A 26,649-nucleotide genomic window follows, 5' to 3' on the forward strand; every position below is an offset into this window, starting at 1 on the left:
GCGTAAAACCATAACTAACCTTAGTTCATCTGTGCCAACTCACGCTCAGGAGGTGTCTCAATGAACGCTGTCGTATGGCAAACACTAAAGAAGCATCGCGCAGCCTTTATCATCTTGGTGATCTTTACGATGCTGAGTACGAGCCTGATCACCGGTAATACATATCTCGAAGGCAAGTTGCTGGATAGTTTGGTGTATAGTCGCGACCCGCGCTTGTTTGTGCTGTTTTTTGGCTTAATGCTGGGCTTTGGCATACTGAGGCTCGGTATTTCCTTTTTTACAAGTCATATTCAGATTCTGACCAAACAAAAAACGGTACTTGAGTTAAATCGAAAAATCATTTTCCGACTGTTCACAAAAAATACGCTCGGCATCTTAAAGTGGAGCCCGACAACCTTAAGCGCGCGAATTAATGATGATGTAACTGAAATTGTTTCATTTTTCTCTGACACAGTTGTCAGGTTGTGCAGTGTCATTGTGTCGACGCTCACCATTACTGCTTATGTTCTTAGTGCGAATGCTGAAATTTTCACCATTATGGTTGTCTTTTTACCGGTTTATTTTCTTATTTATGTTGTCTTTCATCGAAAAATTTACCGGGTGAGTCTAGAAATAAAAGGCAAACAGAATGACTATTATTCGGCCAGAAACGATTTTATTGGCAGATATGTCGAGATTAAGGGCGCGGAAAATCTGCCTAGTGAGATAGCGCGGCTTGATCAGGTGGGTCACAATCTATTCAAGACGTTCACCAAAAGTTTTTGGATTCATTACTGGATGTCAACCTGGCAAATCGTCATGCAGTTGGCGTTTCAAACCCTTTTCTTTGTGATCGGCGGCTTGGCAGTCTTAAGAGGCAGTATCACCATCGGCTTTTTTGCGATTATTCTCCAGTACTTCGGGCAGTTACTCAATTCAGTCGATCAGATTTTTGGCATTGCCATTGGCGCTGAAGCATATCGGGCCTCACTTGCGCGGATGGAGCAAATTCTGGACATGGCGGACGATCAAACCGGGATGCAGGATGTTGCGCGGATTCACAGGATTGATGTTGATGCTTTTAACATCAAACGATTTGAGAAAAAATCTGATGTACAGGAACTTTTCTATTCGCGTGATCTATCTTGCTCGTTTAAGACACCGGGGTTATACGTTATTTCTGGGGACAATGGCGTTGGCAAGAGTACGTTTGTCCGAACGATGACAGGGATTTACCAGCCAGAGTTGAAGGGCAACATTTCAATTAACGGCATCAAGATGAAGCAAATCGATATGCGGACATTGCGGAAAAAGGAGATCGGTTTTTCGTTTCAAGATGTCCCATCTCCGCATGTGACGGTCCGCGAATATTTAGCCGGAATGACGCAAAACGACCCGTTATCAATGGTCAAAAGGTCACCGCTTTTTGCAAAAGTTTATGATTCGGACGTGTTTAATCTCCGGAATATTTATGATGAGAAGGTCGATGTGCTGTCGAGCGGCGAGTTGCAGTTAGTGCGTCTTTTAGCGGCATTTGGCAAAGAAAATGCATCCATGTACATCTTGGATGAACCGACTGCCAATATCTATCCGGAGATTCGAGCGGCGGTTATTGGGTTACTCAAAGAACTCGCAAAAAGTAAATTAGTCATTGCGATTACTCATGATGATCATCTGCTTCATATCGGTACGCCGGTTGTGATGCAGTGAGGGTTATGTGAGCTGCATTTGCGGCTAAACTTTCAGCTGATGAATTCCGACGAAGCCCGGCATCGGCATTAAGGCGGTATCTTTTAGCGAGGGTGTCGTTTTTTGAGTACAAAAAATCCGCGCAGCTTACGGCCTACGCGGATTGGTGATGATTCATGAGCAATTTCGACAAGATTATTCTAACATGGGTTCATCTAAAAAGCATATTTGTATAGAAACTCGTGACAAACCTCGGCTGACCGACGCACTCGAAAACGCGTTCGCAGTCGCAGAAATCTACGTGTAAGGACCTCAAACCTAAATGGCCAAAACCCAGCCATTTAGGCTTGAGGCCACTTACACTCCGATTTCTAAGCGCTCCTGCTCACGCTTTGAAACGCGCTCACTGGCGCAGAAGTCTGCGTGTAAGGACCTTGGTCGCAATGGCCTAAGCCCGGGCCATCGCGCCCAAGGCCACTTACACTCCGACTTCTAACCGCGCCAGTTCACGCTCTGACCCTCTTTCCAGAATCCGCTTGCACAGTATGGTAGAATAGCTAAAGAAATCCTTAAGTATCTGCGCCAAGTGAAAGCGAGTTTTTCTATATGAAGAAATTGTTTGAACGGATTCGTATGCCGGAGTTTTTGGAAGACATGCGGATGCGGTATGCAGCAATTGCGATGGTGGTTCTTGCGGTCATCGGCATTTTGATCGGAGCCTTGATCCGCCCGTGGCTGGCTTTGTTGATGCTGCTGATTTTAATCAGTCTTGTGGCGACGATTTTTTATGCCCTTGAGACCATTGCCAAGAATACGAATCAGTATATTTCGGATCTTAGTTATCGGATTAAGCGCGGGGAACAAGAAGCGCTGATTAAAATGCCGATCGGGATCATGATTTATGATGAGGATCTGAATATTGAGTGGACGAATCCGTTTCTCCAGAAGTATTTTGGTGATACGGATGTGCTGGGGCAGCCGCTAGAAAAAGTGGATGCCGAGCTGGCTGAGCTGATTCGCAGTCATGAGGACACTAATGAAACCAAAATGGTGACCTGGGGCCAGCATCAGTTTGAGATTATCGTGCAAAAGAGCATTGGCGTTGTCTATTTGATGGATGTCACGCGTTATGCTGAAATTGAAGAGCGCGCGGAAGATGAAAAGATTGCTATCGGGCAGATTTTCATTGATAACTATGACGAAATTACCCAGACGATGGATGACCAGGTTGTCACCAATTTGAATAGTTATGTCACCAACCAGTTGACAGATTGGGCCAACCAATTTGGTATGTTTTTGAAGCGGATCGACAATGATCGCTTTTTCTTACTGGCATATGCCAAGTCATTGCGTGATGTTGAGCGGGATAAGTTCAAGATTTTGGATGCAATTCGGGAAGAAACCTCTAAACAGAATTATCCATTGACGCTGTCTGTCGGGATTGCTTATGGTGACGAAGATTTAGCTCAACTCGCGGTTACGTCGCAAAGCAACCTGGACCTGGCGCTGGGTCGTGGCGGCGATCAGGTTGTGGTTCGGGCTAAAGGTCATGAAGCCCGATTCTATGGCGGTAAAACCAATCCCATGGAGAAGCGGACTCGGGTACGAGCACGCATGGTCGCGCAAGCCTTGCAGGAATTGTTTAAGCAAACCGATAAAGTCTTTGTCGTTGGCCATAAACGGCCGGATATGGATGCCGTCGGGGCAGCGATGGGGATTCGGCGCATTGCTCAGATGAATGGCAAGGAATGTTACATTGTCATCGACCCCGACCACTTGCATTCTGACGTGGAACGGCTGATGGGGCAGGTTGGTCAGGATCCGGAAGTGGCTAATGCCATTGTGACCCCGGAAGCGGCGTTGTCACAAGCAACGGATCAAAGTCTGTTGATTTTGGTTGACCACAGCAAGCCATCGATTTCAGCCGCGCCTGAGTTGTACAAGCGGTTGGCGGCACGAACCGTGATTATCGATCACCATCGGCGCGGGGAAGAGTTCCCGGACAATCCGATGCTGGTTTACATCGAACCATATGCCAGCTCGACGTGTGAGCTGATTGCCGAAATGTTTGAGTATCAGCCGACGAATGTTCCGAGTCTGGATAAGCTTGAAGCAACGGCGATGTTAGCAGGGATTACCGTGGATACGAAGTCCTTCAGTTTGCGGACCGGCACGCGGACGTTTGACGCAGCCAGTTATCTGCGTTCCATGGGTGCTGACGGGATGTTGGCGCAGAACCTGTTGAAAGAAAATATCGACAGCTTCATCCAACGCAACCATTTAATTGACACAATTGAAATGATTGCCCCAAATATGGCACTATGTACTGGGGAAGAAGATAAGCGCTATGATCCGGTGATTGCTGCCCAAGCGGCTGACACCATGCTGTCGTTGAATGGTGTTGATGCCAGTTTTGTCATTACCAAACGGCCCAGCGGTGATATCGGCATTTCCGCCCGTTCGACTGGGGATGTGAATGTGCAGGTCATCATGGAAGCCATGGGCGGCGGCGGCCATTTAAGCAATGCGGCTACCCAGATCAAGGGCAAAACAATCGCCGAAGTTCGCACCGACTTACTTGCTCAGATCAAAAAAGCAGACGAAGACGCGTGACGCAATTGTCATAACGCGTTCACCAGCCCAGAAACCTGCGTGTAAGGACCTCAGGCGCAATGGCCAAGGTCGGGCCATTACGCCTGAGGCCACTTACACTCCGGTTTCTAACCGGGCTGGCTCACGCTCAACCATAACGCGTTCGCCGGCGCAGGGGTCTGCGTGTAAGGACCTTGGTCGCAATGGCCAAGATCGGGCCATCACGCCCAAGGCCGCTTACACTCCGACCCCTAAGCGCGCCGGCTCACGCTCAACCATAGAAAGCAGGGATTTTAAATGAAAGTCATCTTTACACAAGACGTTCGTGGTAAGGGTAATCGCGGTCAGGTGAAGGAAGTACCTGACGGCTATGCCGAGAACTTTTTGATTCGCAAGGGTTTGGCTAAGGCAGCCACTCCGCAAGCCATGAGTGCTTTGCGTGGACAACAACGGCTTGAAGAGAAAAAAGAGGCCGAAAAAAAGGCTGAGGCTGAAGCGCTTAAAGCCAAGATTGAAGACGACAAGACAGTTGTGCAGATTCAAGCCAAGGCCGGTGAAGATTCCCGGTTGTTTGGTTCGATTCCTAGCAAGCAGATCGCCACGGCGTTGGAGCGGCAATATCAGATTAAAGTTGATAAGCGTAAAATCGATTTGAAGCAGCCGATTCGTTCGTTAGGCTTTACTAACGTTCCGGTTAACCTGTTCCCTGGTATCGATGCGCGGATTCGGGTTCACGTGCTTGAACAGAAGTAGAACAGGGCCTGTAGATCAGGTTCTAATTAAATAAGTGACAATCAATATGAAAATCGTGCGTTGAAAGTTTAGAGAGCCTGTCTCCCGACTTTTAGCGCGCGTTTTTGAATGCTTCAGAGGTTATGCGTGACAATGACGGCGAAAAGCGCATAAGGTCGGGCTTTTTCAGCTTAAAATCAGCAATGTTACGTTAAGCGGGAACGCTTGTTTTGGTCAGCGGTTTAACGTAGACTGTTAAGGATAAGTGCTATCACTTTGCAATACTTTAATAGCGAGGTGTTGCAAAGTGAAATGGCTGAATGGAAGGGGACGCGCATGGATAATCAGTTAATTGAACAGCAACCGCCGCATAGTGATGAAGCGGAACGTGCCGTCCTTGGCGGGATTTTTCTGAATGCCGACACATTGCCTGATGCCCAGGAATACGTGACGGCAGATGACTTCTATAAAAAGGCGCATCGGCTTTTGTTCCAGGCGATGACGGACTTACAGGACAACGGGACTGCCATTGATACGGTCACGGTAACGGACTATCTTGACAATCACAACCAGTTGGACGACATCGGTGGTGCCGGTTATATTACCGATTTGGTGGCATCGACGCCGATCGCCAGTAACGTGGTTTATTACGCCAAAATTGTGCAGCAAAAGAGCACCTTACGTAAGCTGATTAACACAGCGCAAAATATTGCCAGCCGCAGTTATACTGAGCAAGACGATGTTGAAGGTCTGGTTGAAGATGCCGAACGCCAGATCATGGATGTTTCCGAGAATCGCAACCAAGCCGGATTTAAGCAAATTAAAGATGTTTTGAATCAAGCGATGGCGCAAATCGATCAGCTGTATCAAAATGATCAGACGATTACCGGTTTGCCGACCGGATTCCGCGACCTCGATAAGATCACGACCGGGTTGCATGAAGATGAAATGATTATTTTAGCTGCGCGCCCGGCTGTCGGGAAGACGGCGTTTGCGCTGAATATTGCGCAAAATGTTGGCACCAAAACCGATAAAAGTGTCGCGATTTTCAGTTTGGAAATGGGCGCGGAGCAGCTGGTTAACCGGATGTTGTGTTCGGAAGGCAGTATTGATGCCAATCATCTGCGCACCGGCCAATTGAATGAAGAAGAATGGCAGAATCTGATTATTGCCATGGGCAGTTTGAGTAAAGCAAAAATTTATATGGATGATACACCCGGTATCCGGATGGCCGAGATTCGGGCTAAGTGCCGGCGACTGGCGCGTGAACAAGGCGACCTGGGGCTTATCATCATTGATTATCTCCAGCTAATTGAAGGCTCTGGTCAGGAAAATCGGCAACAGGAAGTCAGCGCCGTGTCGCGGCAACTCAAGAAGCTGGCAAAAGAATTACACGTGCCAGTCATCGCTTTGTCACAGTTGAGTCGTGGCGTGGAACAGCGGCAAGACAAGCGCCCGGTTTTGAGTGATATTCGTGAATCCGGCTCAATTGAACAGGATGCCGATATTGTTGCTTTCTTATATCGAGACGATTATTATCGCGATGCAGAAGGCGATGACGATGATGACCGAGGCGGCAGTGACGACGGGGATGATAATGTCGGCGAAGTCGAAGTCATCATTGAGAAGAACCGTTCCGGCCCCCGCGGCACCGTGAAGTTGTTATTCGTCAAATCGTACAATAAATTCACAAATATTGCCTATAATGGACCGGATCAGTAAGCTTTTTGAAAAATGACGTACCAAAATGAGTGACGCAAAATAATGTGTTCGTCAGTCTAGAAACCGGGCTGGCTCATGCTCAACTATAACGCGTTCGCCGGCGCAGGAGTCTGCGTGTAAGGACCTTGGTCGCAATGGCCTAAGACCGGGCCATCACGCCCAAGGCCGCTTACACTCCGACTCCTAAGCGCGCCGGTTCACGCTCAACTATAACGCGTTCGCCAGCCCAGAAACCTGCGTGTAAGGACCTCAGGCGCAATGGCCAAGGTCGGGCCATCACACCTGAGGCCACTTACACTTCGGTTTCTAACCGGGCTGGCTCACGCTCAAAATAAGAAAGTGAGGGATGCCGCATGGATGCCATTTTAATGAGTTTGATGACAGCGCTCAATGAACACCTGCTGATCAATGTTTACCAGCGAGATACCGATGATTTTTACACTGGGTATGTGCAGGTTTTGGGTCATGATGCGGTTGTTCTGGGAACCTATAATGATTCGGGGATTGCTGATGGCTGCGCTTTGATTGCCTTTTCAGCGATTGACCAAGTGGAATTTGCCGGCGACGATCTGGATAACATGAATTTTCGGATCGGGTTGGCGCAGTCGGAGCATTTTTTGACGCTTCAAGGTAAGGAAAAGCCGTTTCAATTTGATGCAACTGAGAGCCTGATTTGGCAATTAGCCAAGCAGGCGCAGGCTAGCGAGCAAATGGTCATGGTCGTGGTGGCGGATGACGATGCCTATCTTGAAGGCCGGGTCACGGCGGTCGCCGAGGATCGCTTCAGTATGGCCATATTCAATAAGTTCAATTACACGGATGTTCGGGCGTTGCAGGTTGATTTCTCGGATATTCTGGTGATGGAATTTCATGGCTTGGATCTCAAGCTGGAAACCGAGCTGGTGCGACACCGCGATCAACTACAGCATGTGCCAACGAAGCTGTTTCAAAATGACGGGCAGCTTGAAGGCGTCTTTCAGAATGCACTGGCAGAGAATCGGTTGATTTCAGTTGTGCCAAAAGGGCCGGAAGACCAGTTCTTTGTTGGCCGAGTTAAAGCAGTCAATGACCGGGTCGTGGTGCTGAGTCTGAAGGACATGGCCGGGCAATTTGGCGGCTATATTCTCATGACCCTGCCAAGTATTCAAAATGTGGCGGCTGCTTCGGATTACCTGCAGACGATCAGCTTTTATGAGCAGTGGGATCAAACGCATCATTTCAGTCAGCAACCGGTCCTAAATGCCGACCGGGAGTTTGATCCGAACGATAATCTGGTTAAGGCGATTATTTCCGAAGCAGCTGGTTTTGAACGGGTTGTCCGGATCAAGGTTGCGGATAGCGACGAGCATTTCCTTGGCTATCCGGAACATGTTGATGAAACTGATTTTGATTTGAAACTGGTGGGTCAAGACAGCGGAGAAACGGTGCGCATTCGCTACGGCCAGATTCGTGAGATTGCATTTGGCCACATTTTCGCGTACTTGCAGGAAGCTCAGTTGAAAAACGCGGATCGCTAATGGTTGATTTTTGAAAAGTTACCGCTTGTGGTTGGTAAAATCTAAAAAAGCATGATTCTCACGATGATGAAAGTGAAAATCATGCTTTTTATTTTGGCGCTGGGGGAGCCGAGATTACTTGCTGGTAACTGTAAAGACCTCATCCCCCGCCGCAACATCCTGATCCGTGAAGGCTGTCAGGGAGGCGACGTGATCCATGTTGGTGATGATGGTCATCACGGTGGTTCCTTTGCCGGCTGCTTTGACTGCCGCTAAGTCCATGGTGGCAATTGGCTGACCGGCCTTGACGGTATCCTGGTCGTTGACCTCAACTGAGAACGGTGCGCCGTTAAGCTCGACGGTGTCTAAGCCCATGTGTACCAGAATTTCCAGACCGGTAGATGTGGTCATCGTCCAGGCATGTTTGGTTGGCATGACACTGACAATCGTGCCATCCACCGGGGCAACAATTGTCCCACTGGTAGGTTCGACTGCAAAACCGTCGCCCACCATTTTTTGGGAGAAAACGTCATCTGCAACTTCGGATAGATCCTTCAGCTGCCCTGTAGCTGGGGCGACAAAGTTGATCGCGCCGGTTTGAACGGTTGTTGACTCGGCTTCCTGGTCAGCGGTTGGTTGTTCTGGGCTAGGATCCTCTTCTTGCGAATCAGCTTCATCAATGACCGTGCCATCAGCCGCCGTTGCAACCATGGCACTTTTTGGAACCCCAAAGAAGTAGGTGGCCACAAATCCGCCGGCGTAAGAGGCGAGTAAACCAAAGACGTACGCCATCCATTGGTGGTTGGCAATCAGCGGGATGAGCGCCGCACCGGAAGGACCGATGGTGATGGCGCCGACGTGGCCAAAAGCACCGACAACTTCGCCGCCAATGCCACCACCGATACAAGCGGTGATGAACGGCCGGCCAAGTGGCAAGCTCACGCCGTAAATCAACGGTTCGCCGACACCGAGAATGCCGACCGGGAGCGCGCCTTTGATGAGGCGGGTTAGTTGCTTGTTCTTGCGGCACTTGATCCACAAGGCCAAAGCGGCACCGACCTGGCCACCGCCAGCCATCGCAAGGATCGGCAGCAACGCCGTGAAGCCGGTATTTTTGATCATTTCCAGATGAATCGGTGTGAGAATCTGATGCAATCCCAACATGACCATTGGCAGGAATGCCAGTCCCAAAACAAAGCCAGAGAAGGCACCGCCGACTTGGAGAATCCAGTTGATGGAGCCGACGAGTGAATTAGACACCCATCCGGCAAGTGGCATGATGAAGAAGATCGTTAGTACACCGATGGATAGTAAGCTCAACATCGGTGTGAAAATGATATCGATAGAGTCGGGAATCACGCGGTGCAGTTGGTTTTCAACGAGCGCAAGCAGCCAAACAGCGAAGATGACGCCGATGATCCCGCCTTGCCCAGCCAATAACGGTTGATGGGTGAAAATATTGTTAATCGTCACTGGCTCCACCACGCCTGGCAGGTAAATCAGTCCGCCGATAATCCCACCAAGACCGGGAGTTGCGCGAAATTCGGTTGCCGCATTGATGCCGACATAGATGTTCAGGAAGGTGAACAGACCGCCGTTGATAACTTTTAGAACGGTAATGAATTGGGTCCAGTCTTTTGGCAGCTGGCCGGCAGCTAGCATGTTTGCTAAAATGCCGGCAATCCCGGAAATCAACCCGGCGCCGACAAACGCCGGAATTAATGGAATGAAAATGGCCGAAATGTGTTTCAAAGCGGTGCGCCACCAGGTTTGTTTCAATGATGCTTTGTGGGCAGCGTGGACCTCGGCTGCCTTGGCCTCGACAGCGGATTTGTTGTCTAGATGGTCATTTCCGGTAACAGCGCTGTCCGGGAACGGATCACCTAAGCCGACACCGACTTTAGCGACCATCGCCTGGGCGACTTTGTTGACCGTTCCGGGACCAACGATGACTTGCAGTGTTTCTTCTTCAACGACGCCGAGAACGCCGGGCACCTTTTTCAGGCCAGCCACGTTGACTTTGGTGTTGTCTTTGATGGTCATCCGCACACGCGTCATACAGTGGATCAGTTTCGCGACGTTTTGTGGGCCGCCGACTTGTGCGTAGATGCCATCCCCCATGATTTGATATTTATCTTGCCCCATTTTATACTTCCTCCTCCTGACTTAGTGCAACGGCTTTGCTGATGAAGCCGTTTGCACGATTGAGTAATGTTTGTGCGATGGTGCTGGGTTGGTCGGTCAAAATCATGACAATTGCTAATTTAACGTGCCGATTGGCTGCCTCAAAGGCCTTTGCTGAAGTTGCCGCATCACAGCCGGTTGCTTGTTGAATGATGCGCTGGCTGCGGACAACCAACTTTTCGTTCGTTGGTTGGACATCGACCATGAGATTCTTGTAAACTTTGCCAATCCCGACCATGGCACCGGTTGAGAGCATGTTTAAAACGAGTTTTTGCGCCGTGCCGGCCTTGAGTCGGGTCGAACCGGTGAGTACTTCCGGACCGGCGGGAACTTCAATGGCGATTTCGGCATGCCGGCTGATTTCTGCGCCGGCATTGCAAGCTAGACTAATCGTTGCGGCGCCGACAGATTGGGCGTAGTCGAGTCCGCCGATCACATACGGCGTCCGCCCGCTTGCCGCGATGCCGACAACGACATCGTTGGCGGTCAACTTGCGGTCTTCCAGATCCGTTTTGCCAAGCGCCGGTGAGTCTTCGGCTCCTTCAACAGCAACGGTCATGGCTTTCATCCCGCCGGCAATCAGCCCTTGCACCATTTCCGGTGATACGCCAAAGGTTGGTACACATTCGGCAGCATCCAAAACGCCTAGTCGGCCACTGGTGCCTGCGCCGATGTAAAATAAGCGGCCATTTTGTTTGAACGCGGTGGTGATCGTTTGAATTGCCGCTTCAATGGCTGGCAACGCCTGATGAACGCTTGGGGCAACAGTTTGGTCTTCGGCGTTCATGACAGTTGCGAATTCATGGACGCTCATGGTGTCCAGGTGCATGGTGCGTTGATTACGGGTTTCGGTGGTCATCTGGTCTAAATTGATTGATAAAGTCATCATTTTTCCTCTTTCATTTTTCGTTTTGGCCATTACTGCTTGAAGCGGAGCGCTTGGTGCGGACCAATGTGATCAAGCAAAGGCAGTGCTGCCGGCGCGACATGACCAATCACATTGACTTTCGGATCGGCCGGTAAATCGCAGCGCGTTATTTGGAGTTCGCCAGCGTATCTGCCATAGCGGGTGTTATCAAGGGTAATGCTGCCGCGCGGGCGTTCAACGGTGTGATGCGGCTCCGGGGCGGCGAAAATATGCTCAAGGCGGGCTTCTGCCAGTCGCACGACTTGCTGGGCGACATCCGGGCGATTATGCCAGGTCAAATGATATAAGCGCTCATCAGCGGCTTCGGTTTGAATCAAAAGTACCTGGTCGCTCGTATAGGCCTGAAAAGCAGCGATGCTACGTGGGCTGAGTTGCGGGTCGCCGATGTAAACATGGTCAGTTGCCAATTGCTTGAGGTCCAGATAAGCGGCTAGTGGTAGTAACCCGCGATGAGGCTCAAGTGTTGGCAAGCCGGCAAAAAGGGGACCTCGTTGCTGTGCATCGCCTGGAATAAAGGCCATCGTTTTAAAACCGAGTGTGTGCAGCCAGTGATTTTTTTGCTGGAACCAACATGGATCTAAGCCGGTTTCCGGTCGGGGATAGAAATTGTGCCACGCCTCGATGTGCCTGAGGTTGGCTTTGGCATTGGCCAACTGATCAATGGTTTCGGACGAAAGGGTGCTGGCATTGAGCGCAACCCCCATCGTGTGCGACAGTGCTGCGACCGTGGTCATGTCAATGCCGTCGTCAATGCGCACGCCGTCTAGTTGTAAGGCTTCAATGCCAGAACAGTCCCGCGGCGCAATCCCCAGTCGCTTCAAACTAGCCAGGGAAATATCGGCCACAACCGCCAGACCTAATTGGCGGCAGCTCGTGATTAAGTGGTTTAAACGTTGTCGTAAAGTTTTTGGATCATCTTCCGGTAACTGCAAAGATGTGAATACCCCGGTGAAGCCTGCTTGCTGCATCTGTTTGAGATAAGCTGTTTGTTGTTCATCAGCCGGTTCACTGAGATAGCATGAAAACCCGATCATCCTTATTCCTCCATAAGTTGTGTCATCGCCTGATACTGGTGATGAAGTGACAACCAACAACGAAAGGTGAAAGCCCTTTCGAGATTAAAGATAACCGATTTATCTTAGAATTTCAACATATTTCGTAATTTTTTGAAATAAAGTTTCAAAGATGACTAAAAAATAACGCATCGCTGGCCGATGCGTTCAGGGTGAAACTCGCTTGTTGTTATTTGAAGCCATGGCGCATAAATTCTTTGTAAGTTGTTACCAGCGCCTTTGAATCATCGGTTTGTTTTTTGGAAGTGTCGTAATAGCGGCTGACGTAGGCGTAATATAAAATATCAATTAACATAAACTGTGCGTGTAACGACTGCGTTGCCGCAAATCGATTAGGCGCCTCCATTGGCTGAGACGTTTGAATCACGATATCGGCATAATGTGCGAGTGAGTTGTTGCCGAGTTTGGTCGTGGCAATCACCGGCAGTCCGGCTTTTTTAGCCAACTTAGCGCCCAAGACTGCTTCCGGTGACTCACCGGAGTTTGAAATAAACCAGGTAAGGGTACGCTTAGGATCGGCTGTGGCAGCGACCGGTAGAAACAGGTTCAAGTCATCGCTGAAATGGCAGGCGTAACCGAGGCGTCCCCATTTTTGCGCAATATTTTGCGCGGAAAGATACGAGGCGCCAACGCCGAATAGCAACATCTGCCGACTATGGTGAATCAGATCGGTGATCGTTTGCACTGTAGCTTCGTCAACTTGATCAACCGTTTCGCTTAAAGAGCGCTCGGCATTGGTGCGCAATTTGGTTTTAATGGTAGTCAGACTTTCATCCTTTTGAATTTCCTGATAATCCAGCTCATTAGCCTCACCATTTAAATCAGCGGCCAGCTGCATTTTTAATTCGTTATAGCCGGCAAACTGCAATCGCTGGGCGGCCCGACTGACTGTGGCAGGACTGGCACCGGCAGCTTTGGCAAGTTCATAAACACTCATCGTCAGGACGTCTTGCGCGTGGGTTAACACGTAGTCCACGATTTTCTTTTCGGCTTCTGAAAGTTCACCGCGCGTACTTTGGTAATTACCTTCAACACTCATAATCGAGCTTCCTCCTTCTGAGCACGGTGCAATGCAGTCTAAAAAGGAAATACCGATACATATAATCGATAGACTACAAAGGTTGAGAGCCATGCTCATGTTCGTGCGAGACGAAAAAACGTACAGGTTCGTACGGATTTTGCTATCCTCAAGTCATCATGCCATGAATGACCAAGATTGCCAATGTTTTGGTCAGAAATACAGGATGGCAGATTTTTGTTGAGTGTCAAGCGTGGGATAGCTTCACTTTCGGATTCAGCTAAATAAACCCCGCTTTTCGATATAATTGTTCGTATTTTTAAAGATAAGAAAGAAAATAAAAGATTAAAGTTCGTATTTTCCTTGTCTTCCCTTACCAACCCTGTTAGACTACGAAATGGCGGGCGAATCCCGCACTAATCCGTGAGGAGCGATCGATAAATGGGAACTGTAGTTATTGTCGGCACACAGTGGGGCGACGAAGGTAAAGGGAAGATTACCGATTTCCTGAGCCAAGGCGCCAAGGTGGTAAGCCGTTACCAAGGTGGCGACAACGCTGGCCACACGATTCATGCTAACGGCCAGGTTTACAAACTGCGCTTGATTCCGTCTGGGGTTCTTTATCCGCATCAACTATCTGTGATCGGTAACGGTGTTGTCGTCAACCCTAAGAGTCTGGTCGGCGAACTGGCCCGTCTTGCTGAGCAAGGGGTGACAGGTGAAAACTTACGGATCTCGGATCGCGCCCATGTTATTTTGCCTTACCATATTAAACTTGATAAGTTACAAGAGGCTGCCAAGGGTGCCGACAAAATTGGCACCACCAATCGCGGCATCGGACCGGCCTATATGGACAAAGCGGCCCGTGTCGGGATTCGGATGGCGGATCTGCTTGATAAAGAAATTTTTGAAGAACGATTGAAGGCTAACCTGAAGGCCAAAAATGAAGAATTCGTCAAAGTCTATGACAGCACACCAATGGCATTTGATGATATTTTTGAGGAATATTACAACTACGGCCAGCAACTCAAGCAATATGTTTGCGACACGTCAATTGTCTTGAACGATGCGATTGATAAGGGTGAACATGTTCTTTTTGAAGGTGCACAAGGCATCATGCTGGATATTGACCAAGGGACGTATCCGTTTGTGACGTCATCGAACCCTGCTGGCGGTGTGACCGTGGGTGCCGGTGTCGGGGCCTCCAAGATCGATCGGGTGGTCGGCGTTGCCAAGGCGTATACATCACGGGTTGGCGATGGGCCGTTCCCGACTGAATTACTCGATGACACTGGCGACTTTATTCGCAATGCCGGTCATGAGTTCGGTACGGTTACCGGGCGGCCGCGGCGGATTGGCTGGTTTGACGCTGTTGTGGTGCGCCACTCACGCCGGGTTGCGGGCATTACTGATTTGTGCCTGAATTCGATTGATGTTCTGACGGGCTTGGATACCGTTAAAATCTGTGTGGCTTATGAACGTGATGGCGAACGGATCGAGAACTATCCGGCATCGCTGAAGTTCCTGAGTGAATGCAAGCCGGTTTATGAAGAGTTGCCTGGCTGGAAGGAAGACATTACCCATGCCAAAACGTTAGCGGATTTGCCGGAAAATGCGCGGCATTATGTTGAGCGGATTACCGAATTGCTTGGCGTTGATCTGTTGACCTTCTCCGTTGGCCCGGATCGTGATCAGACAAATGTGATTGCGAATGTTTGGGATAAGGTTGAGTAGGTGAATCACTTCGGAATGTTGGTAGGCTAAGAGCTGCTTGCCGTGCCAAACTGCGCAATCTCCGGCGGTTTGGGGCTGGCGACGCGAAGCTAGAGCGGAGGGCACAGCTTTGAACTCGCAAAAACCGCGATTTCAAAGTCTGGCCTTGTCCTAACCGGGGAAAACCGCCCCGGCAAGGACAATTTCACAGCTGAGCCCCCTCTGGCCTCCGATTGCTCCGCCTTGGCACTAGGGTTTCAACGCGATGACAAATTACCTATACGAAAACGAAGGGCGAATGAATGCCATCTGTCGTGCAGATGAAAGTTCATTCGCCTTTTTTATATACTCCTGCGTAATCTTTCAAATCCCCTAAAAATTCCAATTGACATCAATGCCAGAAGCCGGTATATTCAAAGTAACATATGAACGAATGCTCATATGAACATAAAATATAAAGGTGGTTATGATTCGATATGACGAAAGCGATTGGCTTGTATTTATTTGGTGTTATTGCTTTTATCGGCGGTTTATGGATAAGTCAGCCTCTGCCGCGGGCAACACTGCTTATTTTGGCGGCTGTGGTTGCGGGTTATCACGTCATTGCGGAAGGCGTGGTTCAAACGATTCAGGCTTCAAAAGCGCAGCATCGCTTTTCGCCGAATATCCATATTCTCATGGCATTGGCTGCGATCGGGGCGATTGCGATTGGCAGTTTTGAGGAAGCCGCGATGCTGATTTTGATTTTTGCCGGTGCCCATTTTCTTGAGGAATATGTGGAGAATAAAAGCCGCAAAGAGATTACCGCACTTTTGGCAATGGCACCACTTGAGGCCCGACGCTATGGACATGATGGCGAGTTTGAAGTTGTGCCAGTTGCTGAACTTGAAATTGGCGATCGCCTGCAGATTCTTAACGGGGCCCAGGTGCCGACAGATGGCGTGATTGTTGCCGGAACGGCGAGTCTCGATGAATCGGCGATCAGCGGCGAAAGTATTCCGCGCGAGAAACAGGTCGGCGATGAGGTGTTTGGTGGGACGATTAACGGCCAATCAACCTTTGACATGCGCGTGACGAAGAAAAGCGACGAAACGGTCTTCGCCAAAATTATCCAGATGGTTCAGGCGGCGCAACAGTCGCCGACCAAAATGGCGAGTGTCATTCAGCGGTTCGAGCCGATTTACGTCAAAGCAGTCTTGGTGGCGCTGCCGATTGTTTTCTTAGCAGGGCCATTCTTGCTGCATTGGTCGTGGATGACCAGTGTTTATCGAACCATCGTCTTCTTGGTGGCGGTGTCGCCATGTGCTTTGGCAGCTAGTGCCGTCCCGGCAACGCTATCGGGCATCTCGAACTTGGCTCGTCATGGGGTACTTTTCAAAGGTGGCAGTTATCTGGCGAATTTAACCCAGCTTAAAGCAATTGCGTTTGATAAAACCGGGACGTTAACAGAAGGCCGGCCGGTGGTGACCAACAGTGAGTTTGCGCCGCATGTGGATCAGGCGGCATTGACGGCGATCATCACTGCGATGGAGAAACAAAGTAACCACCCGCTGGCGACGGCGATTGTTGCGCATTTTCCGGCAAGTGATTTGGTGCTTGAATCCGTGCGCAATGAAGTCGGCAAAGGGCTGACCGCCGAGTATCAAGGGCACACTTACACGATCGGCAAGCCGCAGCGGTTCGCGCGTGTCGATCCGATCTATCGGCAGCGCGCCAAGGTACTGGGCCAGCAAGGGAAAACAGTGGTCTTGGTGGCGATTGATCGGCAAGTTGTTGGCTTAATCGCTTTAATGGATCAAGCTAAAAGCAGTGCCAAAGCCGCGATTGCTTACTTGAAGCACCATGACATTCAGCCGGTGATGATTACCGGGGATGGCAAGCAAACCGGCGAAGCAGTGGCCACCGATTTGGGCATCGAACAAGTTGTGACCGATGTGATGCCAGAGCAAAAAGTCTCCATCGTCAAACAGTTGCAGGAAAAGATGCGGCCAGTTGCGATGGTCGGCGATGGCGTGAATGATGCCCCGGCGTTGGCCAATGCCGAAGTGGGCATCGCCATGGGCTCCGGTACGGACGTGGCTATTGACGTGGCTGATGTGGTGCTGGTTAAAAACGATTTGTCCCGCTTAGCTTTTGCCCACCGCTTATCCGCTAAAATGAACCGGATTGTGATTGAAAATCTGCTATTCTCAATGGCAGTCGTGGTGATGTTGGTCATTTTGAACGTGTTGCAACTCACTAACATTGCCTGGGGCGTTGTTTTCCATGAAGGCAGCACCTTGGTTGTGATTTTAAATGGGTTGCGCTTATTGTTGCCGCAGAAACCTTAAGGCAAAAACCGCCTTCGATACAAAAGTCTGCTAAAATGGCCTTAAGTATCGTAAGGAGCCATGCAGATGACAACCAATGATGTTCATACAACTGCCGCCAGCGACAGTGACATTCCCGACGATGAGGGTTTACGTGATATCCTCGAAGTCTTTAAAACTATGAGTGACCCTACCCGGATGCGGATTATTTTGGCCATTGCCAAGGGACCCATCACGGTCAACGAGCTTGCGGCCATGTTAGATCTTGGCCAATCCACCGTGTCGCACCAGTTGCGAATTTTGAAACAGACGCGCCTCGTTGTGGGCGATCGCTCGGGCAAGCAGATTTATTACCACTTGGTCGATGATCATGTTTTGGAGATTTATGAGCTGACTAAGGCGCATATAGAAGAGAAACAGCATGGGCAAATTAGCTGACCGTTAGAGCCTCAGAACAACTAGTCAAGTATAAAGTTGAAACAAACCAGTAGCTTCAAACAAATGCCTTCAAACGAAGGTCTTTGTCTGGGGCTTTTTTGTTACCCAAAAGTATCTTGATGGTTGACTTTAACGGCCATAAGTTTACAGAGCCTCGATATACAGCGATGATGTGCGCCCTTACAGTGAGAATAGAAGCCAGAAAAGAGGAGGCCAAATGGTAATCAATGCGGGGGCTGTGATCAGCACTTATCGGGAACAGACGGGCATTACCCAGCAGGCTTTGGCAGATTTTATTGGTAGTTTGAAGGCGTTAGTTTCAACGTGGGACCCAGGAGTTCCCCGAGCAAAAGGACATTAGAAACAACTCATGAAATACCTTTTTGCATATAAAAGAACATACTATGATGCTGCAAGATACCGCACAAAGACCGACTCGTATAGATCTACAAACGCAAAAAAAACAAAATTAAAACTTACGAGAAATAAAATGCTGCGTTATAATATAGCTATTAAAGGTGTGGGAGGAATGAGATGAAAAAGACTAAATCGGCGTGTATTCAACACAGATCTTGCATTTCCTTTTGAAAGAGGATTATGACCATGAATATGCCATCAAGGCAATTATATGGAGAAGTAAAGAAACATAAGGAATATCTAGAGGAAATCATATAAACCATAAAATCCTCTCGTAAAAACGAGGGGATGGCGGCCCAGTTATTCCTGATATGGGAAATACAATACACCGATAGTCGGAAAACATTCGAACTGATCTTTTAATTGATAATAGAAGAAAACCTTTGGTAGAATTAAGGAGTCAAACAGCGGACAGCGTAGAATTTTGATGTTTCTACGTTGTTTTTTATTTGTCGGATTTTTTGCCAAAGCGTCTCGAATATCGGAAATCTTGTATTGTCTGAGCCGTTTTTCTATTGCACTTTTTGATTTTAGGAGGAAGTATAAAGATGGATTTTTACATGAAATTACCACGTAACAAAAAAGAATTTGCACTATTTATGGGGATTGTTTCTATTGTCTCTGTAAATATTATCGCGCCGCTTATTACCTTTTTTGAGTCAGGATTTCACCTTTATGTGTGGCGAGACGTACTGACGATACTTCCGTTTATCTGGCTGAGTGTGATTGTTATTGTGCTTATTACTTATATACCGGCAGAAAAAATGACAGCTCTGATTGCGGCGAAAGACGACAGTTTCCGCTCTCATATTGTCGTGAATATTTTATGTACAGTATTGATGATGTCTGTTTTTCTGACTGTAATCGGAACATGGATTGGGACACGCGCTATCACCTTAGAACCGATACAGATGTTTTTCTATAAGTGGCCCAGAAACTTTGCTATTTCATTATTCGTTGAAATGTGTATCGCACAGCCGATTGCCAGATTTGCACTTTTACAACTGCATACAAGACTTGATGAAAAAAGACAGTTGGGATAATTAAAAAATGTATAGACTGTTTGAATTCTGACTTTATTTATGCGCAAGCTGAGAAAGAAAATTGATCCGAAGCCTTTGAGCTTGTGATCCTGAATCCAGCCGGTGTGGGCTAACTTTCAGTTGACGGCGTTGAACGGTTTGCCAAGCAGCATCAAATCAGGACCATCGCGGGCTTTAAAACGAGATGCGACCGGTTTGCAGGACGATGAATGATCGTCTTGCGGAACGGCCGCCTTTTTTGATGACACGATAAAGCCGCAGTTATGCGAGTTTGTTATGTTCTGAGACGGATGAGCCGTTATTTTAAAAATCGATCGCTGACAATCAAATGATGCAAAACCACTATATCATGTATAGTATTGTGCCATTACCCACCAAATTTAGTGGTTTAGTGCTTTCATTTGAAGGAAAATCCTGTATACTATATGTATTGATGCAAGTGGAACAAGTCAGTGTACTGGGGGATTAGCCATGATTGAATTTTATACACAAATCAAGAAACGAGACGGGCGCATCGTTGATTTTGATGCGAGCAAGATTAGCACCGCGATTACAAAGGCGGCGGAGAGCGTGGCAGAGCTGTCACCCAGTGATGTGCTGACGATTGATCACTTGACGGATACGGTGACGGCTAAAATTCGCGATCGCTATCATGATGATGTTGAAATCGCCGAGGTTCAGACGGTGGTTGAGCAGACGCTGATTGCAGCCGAGAAGTATGACTGGGCCGAGGCGTATACGCAATATCGGCTGAAGCGGGATTTGGCGCGTAAGCAGAAGCAAGATGTCAATTACAATGTGGCGAAGCTTGTCAATCGTGACAAGAGCGTGGTGAACGAGAATGCCAATAAGGATAGCCGCGTGTTCTCGACCCAGCGCGATCTCACTGCCGGTGCTGTGGCTAAGGCGGTCGGGCTGAAAATGTTGCCGCCCGCTGTGGCCAATGCCCATTTGCGTGGCGATATTCATTGGCATGACCTTGATTACACCCCGTTTATGGCAGAAACCAACTGCTGCTTAATTGATTTTGACTACATGTTGAATCATGGCTTTTGCATTGGTAACGCCGAAGTAGAGCCGGCCCACTCGATTCAGGTGGCGGTGACCCAGATGACCCAGATTATCGCGAATGTGGCTTCCAGCCAATATGGCGGTTGCTCCAGTGATCGCACGGATCAGGTGCTGGCCCCGTTTGCCGAGAAAAATTATCAGAAACATCTAAAGGAATTCGGCGATGTGATTGATGATCCGGCCCAATTGAAAGCGTTGGCTGTGAAGCAGACCAAGAAGGATATTTATGATGCCTTGCAAACGTTGGAATATCAGGTCAACACCCTTTATTCGACGCAAGGACAGACGCCTTTTGTCACCGTTGGCTTTGGATTGGGCACCAGCTGGATCGAACGGGAAATTCAAAAGGATATTCTGAAAATTCGGATTCTTGGTCTGGGTAAAGAGCGCCGTACCGCGATTTTCCCGAAGCTGGTCTTCACGTTGAAGCGCGGACTGAACCTCAATCCGGAAGACCCCAACTATGACGTCAAGCAGCTGGCCATCGAATGTGCCACCAAACGGATGTACCCAGATGTCGTGTCATACGATACCATCAAGCGGCTGACCGGCTCATTCAAAGCGCCGATGGGGTGCCGCAGCTTTTTGCAAGGTTGGACCGATCCCAAGACCGGCAAAGAAGTCAACGCCGGCCGGATGAACCTTGGGGTGATCACGGTCAATCTGCCACGGATTGCCATGGAGTCCAAAGGCGACAAGGACAAGTTCTGGAAGATTTTTGAAGAACGGATGCGTATTTGCAAGGAAGGCCTGCTGTATAAGATCGAGCGCACCAAACAGGCGACGCCGGAAAGTGCCCCGATTCTTTACAAGTACGGCGCATTTGGCAAGCGTTTGGCTGACACAGACAGCGTCGATGATTTATTTAAAAACGGCCGCGCCACGGTATCGCTTGGTTACATCGGCTTATACGAAGTCGGCACGGTTTTCTATGGTTCAGCATGGGAAAAGAATCCCGAAGCCAAGGCGTTTTCCGTTTCAATCGTCAAGGCGTTGGACGATCATTGCAAAGCCTGGGAAAAGCAGTACGGCTATCATTTTTCGGTTTACGGCACACCGAGTGAGTCGCTCACCGATACCTTCTGCCGCGACGACACCAAGAAATTCGGGATCGTCAAAGACATTACGGACAAGGAATATTACACCAACAGCTTCCATTATGATGTCCGCAAATCACCGACCCCGTTTGAGAAACTCGATTTTGAAAAGGATTATCCGCAGTATAGTGCCGGTGGCTTCATCCACTACTGTGAGTATCCGAACCTGAAACAGAATCCGAAAGCACTTGAGGCAGTTTGGGACTATGCCTACGATAAGATTGGTTATCTCGGCACGAACACGCCGATTGATCAATGCTTCAAGTGCGGCTTCAAGGGTGAATTCACGGCGACAGCGAAAGGTTATGAATGCCCGGAATGCGGCAACCACGACCCGGCAACCTGCGATGTGGTCAAGCGCCTCTGCGGCTACCTCGGCAATCCAAACAAGCGGCCGATGGTTCACGGTCGCCAGGAAGAAATTATCCACCGGAAGAAACATATCACGTTTAGCCTGAATCAGGTGGCTAACCGGCGTGACAAGTAGGATGAAATAGCAACAGCATATTAAAACGGCGATCGCGAGAAGTTTCCTGCGATCGCCGTTTTATGTTGGCTGAAATGAGACCTGCGACTTTTTATTTTATTTGACTGCGTGTAAAATGCAAAGCAATTAATTGTTAGATTGAAGCGCTATTTTGAGGAAGACAAACGAGTCGGGAGGTGCAGCATGGTTGCCAATGCATTTACCGCCAGTCAGTGGCAGTCAGCCGAGCAATGGAACAATGGCTGGCTATTTTTCGCTATCGTTGTCATTTTACTCATTGTGAATCATATTGTAATCATTGGCGTTTATGTTCCGAATCGGTTGAAATGGAAATGGGCAGTTATTGTACCGTTTATTTTTATCTGTCTTGGGTTGGCCAGGTACAGCTGGGTTCGGACGACCAGCGCCGCGAATGTCCAGTTCAATCAGTGGGCGAAGCAAATCACGCCCCAAATACGAGTCAAAAAAGCCTCTTTTTTCCGACTTGTGCCAGTTCCTGATAGCGCCATTGAAGCGTACCAAGGACTAAATGAGTATCCGGCTTTTAAAACATTGCCCATGTATGCACACCGGCAAGTCACCGCCCCTGTGACTTATTTGGGGCGGAATGCCAACAGCGTTTATTTTAAATGGCAGGGTATGATTTATCGCTACACAGGGACAACGCGCTCGGGTGATCACGCTGCTTTAATCGGTTATCGTTTTTGGTTAAAAGACCGGAACTACACGCGACTGGGCTTTGTCAATCCATCTAAAACGTTCACTGCGGCTTTAATGATTCCTAAGGGGCAGGCCAAGCGCATCTATCATCCGGTCAAGCAGATTGTGGTCACGCTTGAGAGTATGGATGGCGATTGGACGACTGAGAAGGTATATCGGGGATCCTGATTTACTTGGCAGGCTGATGTTGCGGCCAAATTGGCTTTGTCAGGATCAGCATGAACAGGCTCCCGACAATAACCAAAATGATGTCAAGGCTAATACCGCGATACCAGACAATGGCCAATCCCGTGATTAAAAGTGTGAGACCAAGTAAGCTGAAGCCAAGTGCAGTGAGCCGGCGGGATAAAACTGACCAGTCGGCGAAGATGTCGACTGTTTTTGGGGCGATAAAATGTCCCCAAACTAAAGTGGTGCCAGTAAGTAACCACCAGATGGCTTGCGTCAGCCAGTGTGGGTGGAATCCAAAAAGCGTCGTTGTTGCCATGCCAATCAGAATGGCAACAACTGTGGTTAAGACAGCCATCACAGTTTGCCAATGATTGACCGTACTATCTTTGATCAATTTCTTCTTCAACTGTGGATTATCCAGAATAAGATGATCAAGGGAGACGTCAAATATCCGGGCAATGCGGGTGACCATCTCCAAGTCAGGCAAGTTGCGCTCGTTTTCCCAGTTGGAGACGGTGTGACGTGAGACATTAAGATCATGGGCAAGTTCGGCTTGAGTCATATGATGGGCAGTGCGGATTTGTTGAAGCTGCTTTGAAAAATTCAAATTGTTCACCTCGCTTGGTCTGATTGTGGCAGACGCCATCGGAAATCACAAGGAAGATAAGCATCCGCACGAGCTCGTCATTCGAGACAAGTAATTATTGCCCGGGAAATGCTGGTTTAACCAACACAAAAACGGCTCACAAGATTATAGATGCCACAATCTTGTGAGCCGATCAGCCGTATGACAAGGTTCTGTTTAAAGATGCGCGCCCCAGAGGTTATTGCCAAGTTGTTTGAAAGAAAAGATCTTGTCCCACAGCGCCTTCTCTGTTTCGCTAAACACGAAGTCGTCAGATAATTTAATACTTGGCCCCATGTTGAAAAATGCTTGGAGGGTAGCGTAAAAAGAGACGCCCTCACTTTTCTTTATATCTTTCAAGGTTTGAAGAACATATTTGGCCGTTTCGGAATTGGGATGAGATTCTGCCAACGCACTATTGAGACGTTCCATTGCTTGAACTACTTCGTCCTTTGATACCATGATTGCCACCATCTACTTTTCTAATGACCATGACGTGACTTTCGAAGTTCTTTTCTTTTAAAGATACCGCTATTGTAAAAACGCTTTTAATCAACTGTCAACAATTTGCGATTTGACAGAATCAGATGACAGCTAAGGATTGCCTGAAGGCCGCGGTGCCTCGAGTAAAGACGTTGCTGAAAAGTTGGGCATCAAACCTTTAATCGCGGATTTGATACCTACGAATGGCATTGTACTCATTTCCGTGTTCCGCTTCAGCATTCCTGAACTCAATATCGTTTTGAAGGTTGAGAAAATACCTGTCCGATACCCCGAAGAAACGCCCCAAACGAATTGAGGTGTCAGCTGTAATCTGCTGGCAATCATGTAGGATATCTTCAATGCGCGAAGTCGGGATGCCAAGGGACTTGGCTAGCGAGTACGCAGATAAATTGAATGGGAGCATGAACTCTTGCTTTAAAATCTCGCTAATTTTTGGTGTTGGGATTTTTCCATGGTACCCCCCTTTTTGATAAATATCCTAATAAAATGATAAAAGATGAAGCTTCTGCTGTCTCAGATGATTATAAGCGTAGTGGAGAAATTAAAGCAATAAGAAACACTCCGATTATTGATCGACAGTTTAGATTCCGAAAACATAGGGATTCTGGTAGAATTACTTGATAACGTAAAAGCTAACCGAATAAGATCTGTTTTAGATGGCAAAGTACAAGGGGACTGGACCTTATTCGCAGTTATTGACGACAAACTGTAGATTCAAAATATTTGTAAAATTCCACTTATAAAGGAGACAGGGTATGAAAATTCTAAAATCAACAGATGAGCAAGAGGCTTATATTGAGGACAGATTGGAAGCGTATAACGAAAAAAAGCATCCATTAACCCAAGAAAGGCCGGCGGTGGTCTTTAGTTATACAGCGCTGGAGGGACAGGATGTAATCGGAGGCATCATAGGTTACGCTTCCTTGTATAAGATTGGTTACATTGACACTTTGTGGGTAAATGAAAAGTATCGTCACAAATCCATAGGAACGCAACTTCTAAAAAAAGTTGAGGAAGATTTGCGAACCTTTGGGTGTGAGATCGTCCATTTGGAAACATTTGATTTCCAAGGGCCTGAATTTTATAAGGCTAATCATTATACTGAATTTGGCCGATTGGAGTATCCAACTGCTCAAGTAACGGAAATGTTTTTAAAAAAAGATTTGCGAATTACTGAGTAGAACTATGATGAATAGCGTATCGGTCCGCAGCACCTCTTGTTTTTACAACCCCAACCGTGCTATACTCCAACACGGTGCCAAACCACGGTGAGTTCGTAACGATCGGCGCGTCAGCGTTCAGAAGGTCGAAGCGACTCGCCATTTTTTTGTGAGCGCGAACCGGCGCGTTCAGAAGCCGGAGTGTAAGTGGCCTTGGGCGTGATGGCGGTCTTTGCCATTGCGCCCAAGGTCCTTACACGCAGGCTTTTGCGCCGGTGAGCGCGTTATAGAAAGCAAAAGACAACCCCGCAATTGCCCTAAATAGAAACGCTCCTTAATGCCCCGTCTCCATCAACCACCACCCCAAAACAAAAACCGCAACCAACGCTACCGGCTGCGGCCAAACAAACAATTCAACTGAGCAAGACGTCGCTGATACCCCAAGTTTCAGGACGCCGGCTCAGTGTCTAACTTTTTGGACTTAGCGTGGGCCGTTAATGCTTCCCAATTAACCAGCGGCAGTTGTGCCACGGCACCCAGAATTAAGATCAGTGACCAAGTGAGAATCAGACTCATGGTGACGTCGCCGGTGAAGTGGGCAAGAATCCGGACGCGGGTGTAGGCCATGATGGCGCCGTAAGCAAAGGTGAGCCAGAAAACCAGGCGTTGGCGCTTAGGCTTGTCGCGGTCAACGAACCAAGTCAGGGTGAGGATCGTTGCGGCGGTTTGCGTATGACCAGATGGGAAACTCATGTGGCCGTTTGCCCCGTTTGGATGGAACCAACTGGTGAAGTGCGCCGGGTTGCCATTTAATTCGTATGGACGGAAGCGGCCCCAGAAGGTTTTCATCGCGTTTACAATCTGATCGGACATGATGCAGACTAAGGTGGCCACAAGTGCGACCTTCAATAAGTAACGCAGCTGTTCATCGCTTTTGTGCGAGAGCCAATATTGACTGCCGGCAAAAACCGCAACGTAAAGCACAATGAACAGAATGAGACTGGTGGCACCAGGCAAGGCAAGCTTGCTGCCATCGGAATTTGCCATTCCCATCGGCTTGCCTGCGTTGATGTCGTTGAGCGATGTGATTACCATCGTCATCGCATATTTCAGATAACCGGCCCATAATTCCCAACCGGCGTAGATGACGCTGCCAATAACCATCAGCGTGCGAACGTACCACGCAAGTTGCGAAGAGCGCAGCGCATAGTGACAAACAATATTGCAACTGATCATAATAATCAGCGGTGCTGTCCACAGACCGACATCTTGAAAGAGTGTGGCGAACGGATCGTTCATATCGCCAATGGTTTGTGAAATCTGCCAGTCAAAACCGGCCGCTGTAGCTAACAATAAAAGTAAAATACCAGCAACAATCAGAAAAATATGTTGACGGATCGGAGCGTTTAACTTTTGCGTTTGGTCCATTTTTATACCTCCCTTGTACTTTGAAAATAGCACAGAGTTTGCAGAAAATGGGG

20 protein-coding genes and 1 pseudogene are annotated in these 26,649 nt (G+C 48.5%); 13 read left to right on the plus strand and 8 right to left on the minus strand.

Annotated elements, in window-relative coordinates; translation table 11 throughout:
- Positions 1–60 precede the first annotated feature (60 nt).
- From LHUE1_RS05995 to LHUE1_RS06015, 5 genes are all read left to right on the plus strand, one after another.
- Entirely contained in the window at positions 61–1,689 is a 1,629-nt protein-coding gene (locus tag LHUE1_RS05995; protein WP_049172668.1) for an ATP-binding cassette domain-containing protein, read from the plus strand.
- A 585-nt stretch (positions 1,690–2,274) separates the two neighbouring features.
- Positions 2,275–4,281 carry a DHH family phosphoesterase gene (locus tag LHUE1_RS06000; RefSeq protein WP_010490037.1) on the plus strand — a complete coding sequence of 669 codons (2,007 nt, stop codon included), beginning with the start codon at positions 2,275–2,277 and terminating at the stop codon, positions 4,279–4,281.
- A 276-nt stretch (positions 4,282–4,557) separates the two neighbouring features.
- A complete protein-coding gene (gene rplI, locus LHUE1_RS06005; RefSeq protein ID WP_049172872.1) occupies positions 4,558–5,013 on the plus strand; it encodes a 50S ribosomal protein L9 in 456 nt (151 codons plus the stop codon).
- 315 nt (positions 5,014–5,328) lie between these two features.
- Positions 5,329–6,714: a replicative DNA helicase gene (gene dnaB / locus LHUE1_RS06010; protein ID WP_049172874.1), complete on the plus strand. Its 1,386-nt coding sequence runs from the start codon at positions 5,329–5,331 to the stop codon at positions 6,712–6,714.
- A gap of 353 nt (positions 6,715–7,067) precedes the next feature.
- On the plus strand, positions 7,068–8,231 hold the full coding sequence (locus LHUE1_RS06015) for a hypothetical protein (protein WP_049172979.1): 1,164 nt from the start codon (positions 7,068–7,070) through the stop codon (positions 8,229–8,231).
- Positions 8,232–8,345: 114 nt separating this feature from the next.
- Here the strand turns inward: LHUE1_RS06015 and LHUE1_RS06020 are convergent, their stop codons facing one another.
- The 4 genes from LHUE1_RS06020 to LHUE1_RS06035 form a co-directional block, all read right to left on the minus strand.
- A complete protein-coding gene (locus tag LHUE1_RS06020; RefSeq protein ID WP_277848275.1) occupies positions 8,346–10,355 on the minus strand; it encodes a glucose PTS transporter subunit IIA in 2,010 nt (669 codons plus the stop codon).
- 1 nt (position 10,356) lies between these two features.
- A complete protein-coding gene (gene murQ / locus LHUE1_RS06025; protein ID WP_049172977.1) occupies positions 10,357–11,280 on the minus strand; it encodes an N-acetylmuramic acid 6-phosphate etherase in 924 nt (307 codons plus the stop codon).
- A gap of 32 nt (positions 11,281–11,312) precedes the next feature.
- Entirely contained in the window at positions 11,313–12,356 is a 1,044-nt protein-coding gene (locus tag LHUE1_RS06030; RefSeq protein ID WP_049172975.1) for a DUF871 domain-containing protein, read from the minus strand.
- Positions 12,357–12,564: 208 nt separating this feature from the next.
- The gene (locus LHUE1_RS06035; protein WP_010490024.1) at positions 12,565–13,434 is read right to left on the minus strand and encodes a MurR/RpiR family transcriptional regulator; all 870 of its coding nucleotides are present in this window, start codon (positions 13,432–13,434) and stop codon (positions 12,565–12,567) included.
- 420 nt (positions 13,435–13,854) lie between these two features.
- Here LHUE1_RS06035 and LHUE1_RS06040 point away from each other — a divergent pair, with 420 nt between their 5' ends.
- The 7 genes and pseudogenes from LHUE1_RS06040 to LHUE1_RS06070 all read left to right on the plus strand — a co-directional run bounded on the left by LHUE1_RS06040 (position 13,855) and on the right by LHUE1_RS06070 (position 22,876).
- On the plus strand, positions 13,855–15,147 hold the full coding sequence (locus tag LHUE1_RS06040) for an adenylosuccinate synthase (protein ID WP_047106616.1): 1,293 nt from the start codon (positions 13,855–13,857) through the stop codon (positions 15,145–15,147).
- A 455-nt stretch (positions 15,148–15,602) separates the two neighbouring features.
- Positions 15,603–17,456 (plus strand): heavy metal translocating P-type ATPase, encoded by a 1,854-nt coding sequence (locus LHUE1_RS06045; RefSeq protein ID WP_277848276.1) that lies wholly within the window; start codon positions 15,603–15,605, stop codon positions 17,454–17,456.
- A gap of 66 nt (positions 17,457–17,522) precedes the next feature.
- Positions 17,523–17,873 (plus strand): ArsR/SmtB family transcription factor, encoded by a 351-nt coding sequence (locus LHUE1_RS06050; protein WP_047106614.1) that lies wholly within the window; start codon positions 17,523–17,525, stop codon positions 17,871–17,873.
- Positions 17,874–18,090: 217 nt separating this feature from the next.
- A pseudogene (locus tag LHUE1_RS06055) lies at positions 18,091–18,210 on the plus strand (XRE family transcriptional regulator); the annotation flags it as partial.
- Positions 18,211–18,838: 628 nt separating this feature from the next.
- Complete coding sequence (locus LHUE1_RS06060; RefSeq protein WP_049172970.1) at positions 18,839–19,333, plus strand: hypothetical protein; 495 nt, start codon at positions 18,839–18,841, stop codon at positions 19,331–19,333.
- A 471-nt stretch (positions 19,334–19,804) separates the two neighbouring features.
- Entirely contained in the window at positions 19,805–21,988 is a 2,184-nt protein-coding gene (gene nrdD, locus LHUE1_RS06065; RefSeq protein ID WP_049172969.1) for an anaerobic ribonucleoside-triphosphate reductase, read from the plus strand.
- Positions 21,989–22,171: 183 nt separating this feature from the next.
- Complete coding sequence (locus tag LHUE1_RS06070; RefSeq protein ID WP_049172967.1) at positions 22,172–22,876, plus strand: hypothetical protein; 705 nt, start codon at positions 22,172–22,174, stop codon at positions 22,874–22,876.
- A 1-nt stretch (position 22,877) separates the two neighbouring features.
- Here the strand turns inward: LHUE1_RS06070 and LHUE1_RS06075 are convergent, their stop codons facing one another.
- From LHUE1_RS06075 to LHUE1_RS06085, 3 genes are all read right to left on the minus strand, one after another.
- On the minus strand, positions 22,878–23,486 hold the full coding sequence (locus tag LHUE1_RS06075; RefSeq protein ID WP_049172966.1) for a helix-turn-helix transcriptional regulator: 609 nt from the start codon (positions 23,484–23,486) through the stop codon (positions 22,878–22,880).
- A 195-nt stretch (positions 23,487–23,681) separates the two neighbouring features.
- Complete coding sequence (locus LHUE1_RS06080) at positions 23,682–23,966, minus strand: hypothetical protein (protein WP_390882700.1); 285 nt, start codon at positions 23,964–23,966, stop codon at positions 23,682–23,684.
- A 199-nt stretch (positions 23,967–24,165) separates the two neighbouring features.
- Positions 24,166–24,483 carry a HigA family addiction module antitoxin gene (locus LHUE1_RS06085; RefSeq protein WP_275043036.1) on the minus strand — a complete coding sequence of 106 codons (318 nt, stop codon included), beginning with the start codon at positions 24,481–24,483 and terminating at the stop codon, positions 24,166–24,168.
- Positions 24,484–24,763: 280 nt separating this feature from the next.
- Between LHUE1_RS06085 and LHUE1_RS06090 the strand changes: the two genes are divergently transcribed.
- On the plus strand, positions 24,764–25,189 hold the full coding sequence (locus LHUE1_RS06090) for a GNAT family N-acetyltransferase (protein ID WP_053091163.1): 426 nt from the start codon (positions 24,764–24,766) through the stop codon (positions 25,187–25,189).
- A gap of 426 nt (positions 25,190–25,615) precedes the next feature.
- Here LHUE1_RS06090 and LHUE1_RS06095 read toward each other — a convergent pair whose 3' ends face one another.
- On the minus strand, positions 25,616–26,596 hold the full coding sequence (locus LHUE1_RS06095) for a phosphatase PAP2 family protein (RefSeq protein WP_277848277.1): 981 nt from the start codon (positions 26,594–26,596) through the stop codon (positions 25,616–25,618).
- Positions 26,597–26,649: the final 53 nt, after the last annotated feature.

This window comes from Lacticaseibacillus huelsenbergensis (assembly GCF_029726355.1).
GTDB classification, from domain to species: Bacteria; Bacillota; Bacilli; order Lactobacillales; family Lactobacillaceae; genus Lacticaseibacillus; species Lacticaseibacillus casei.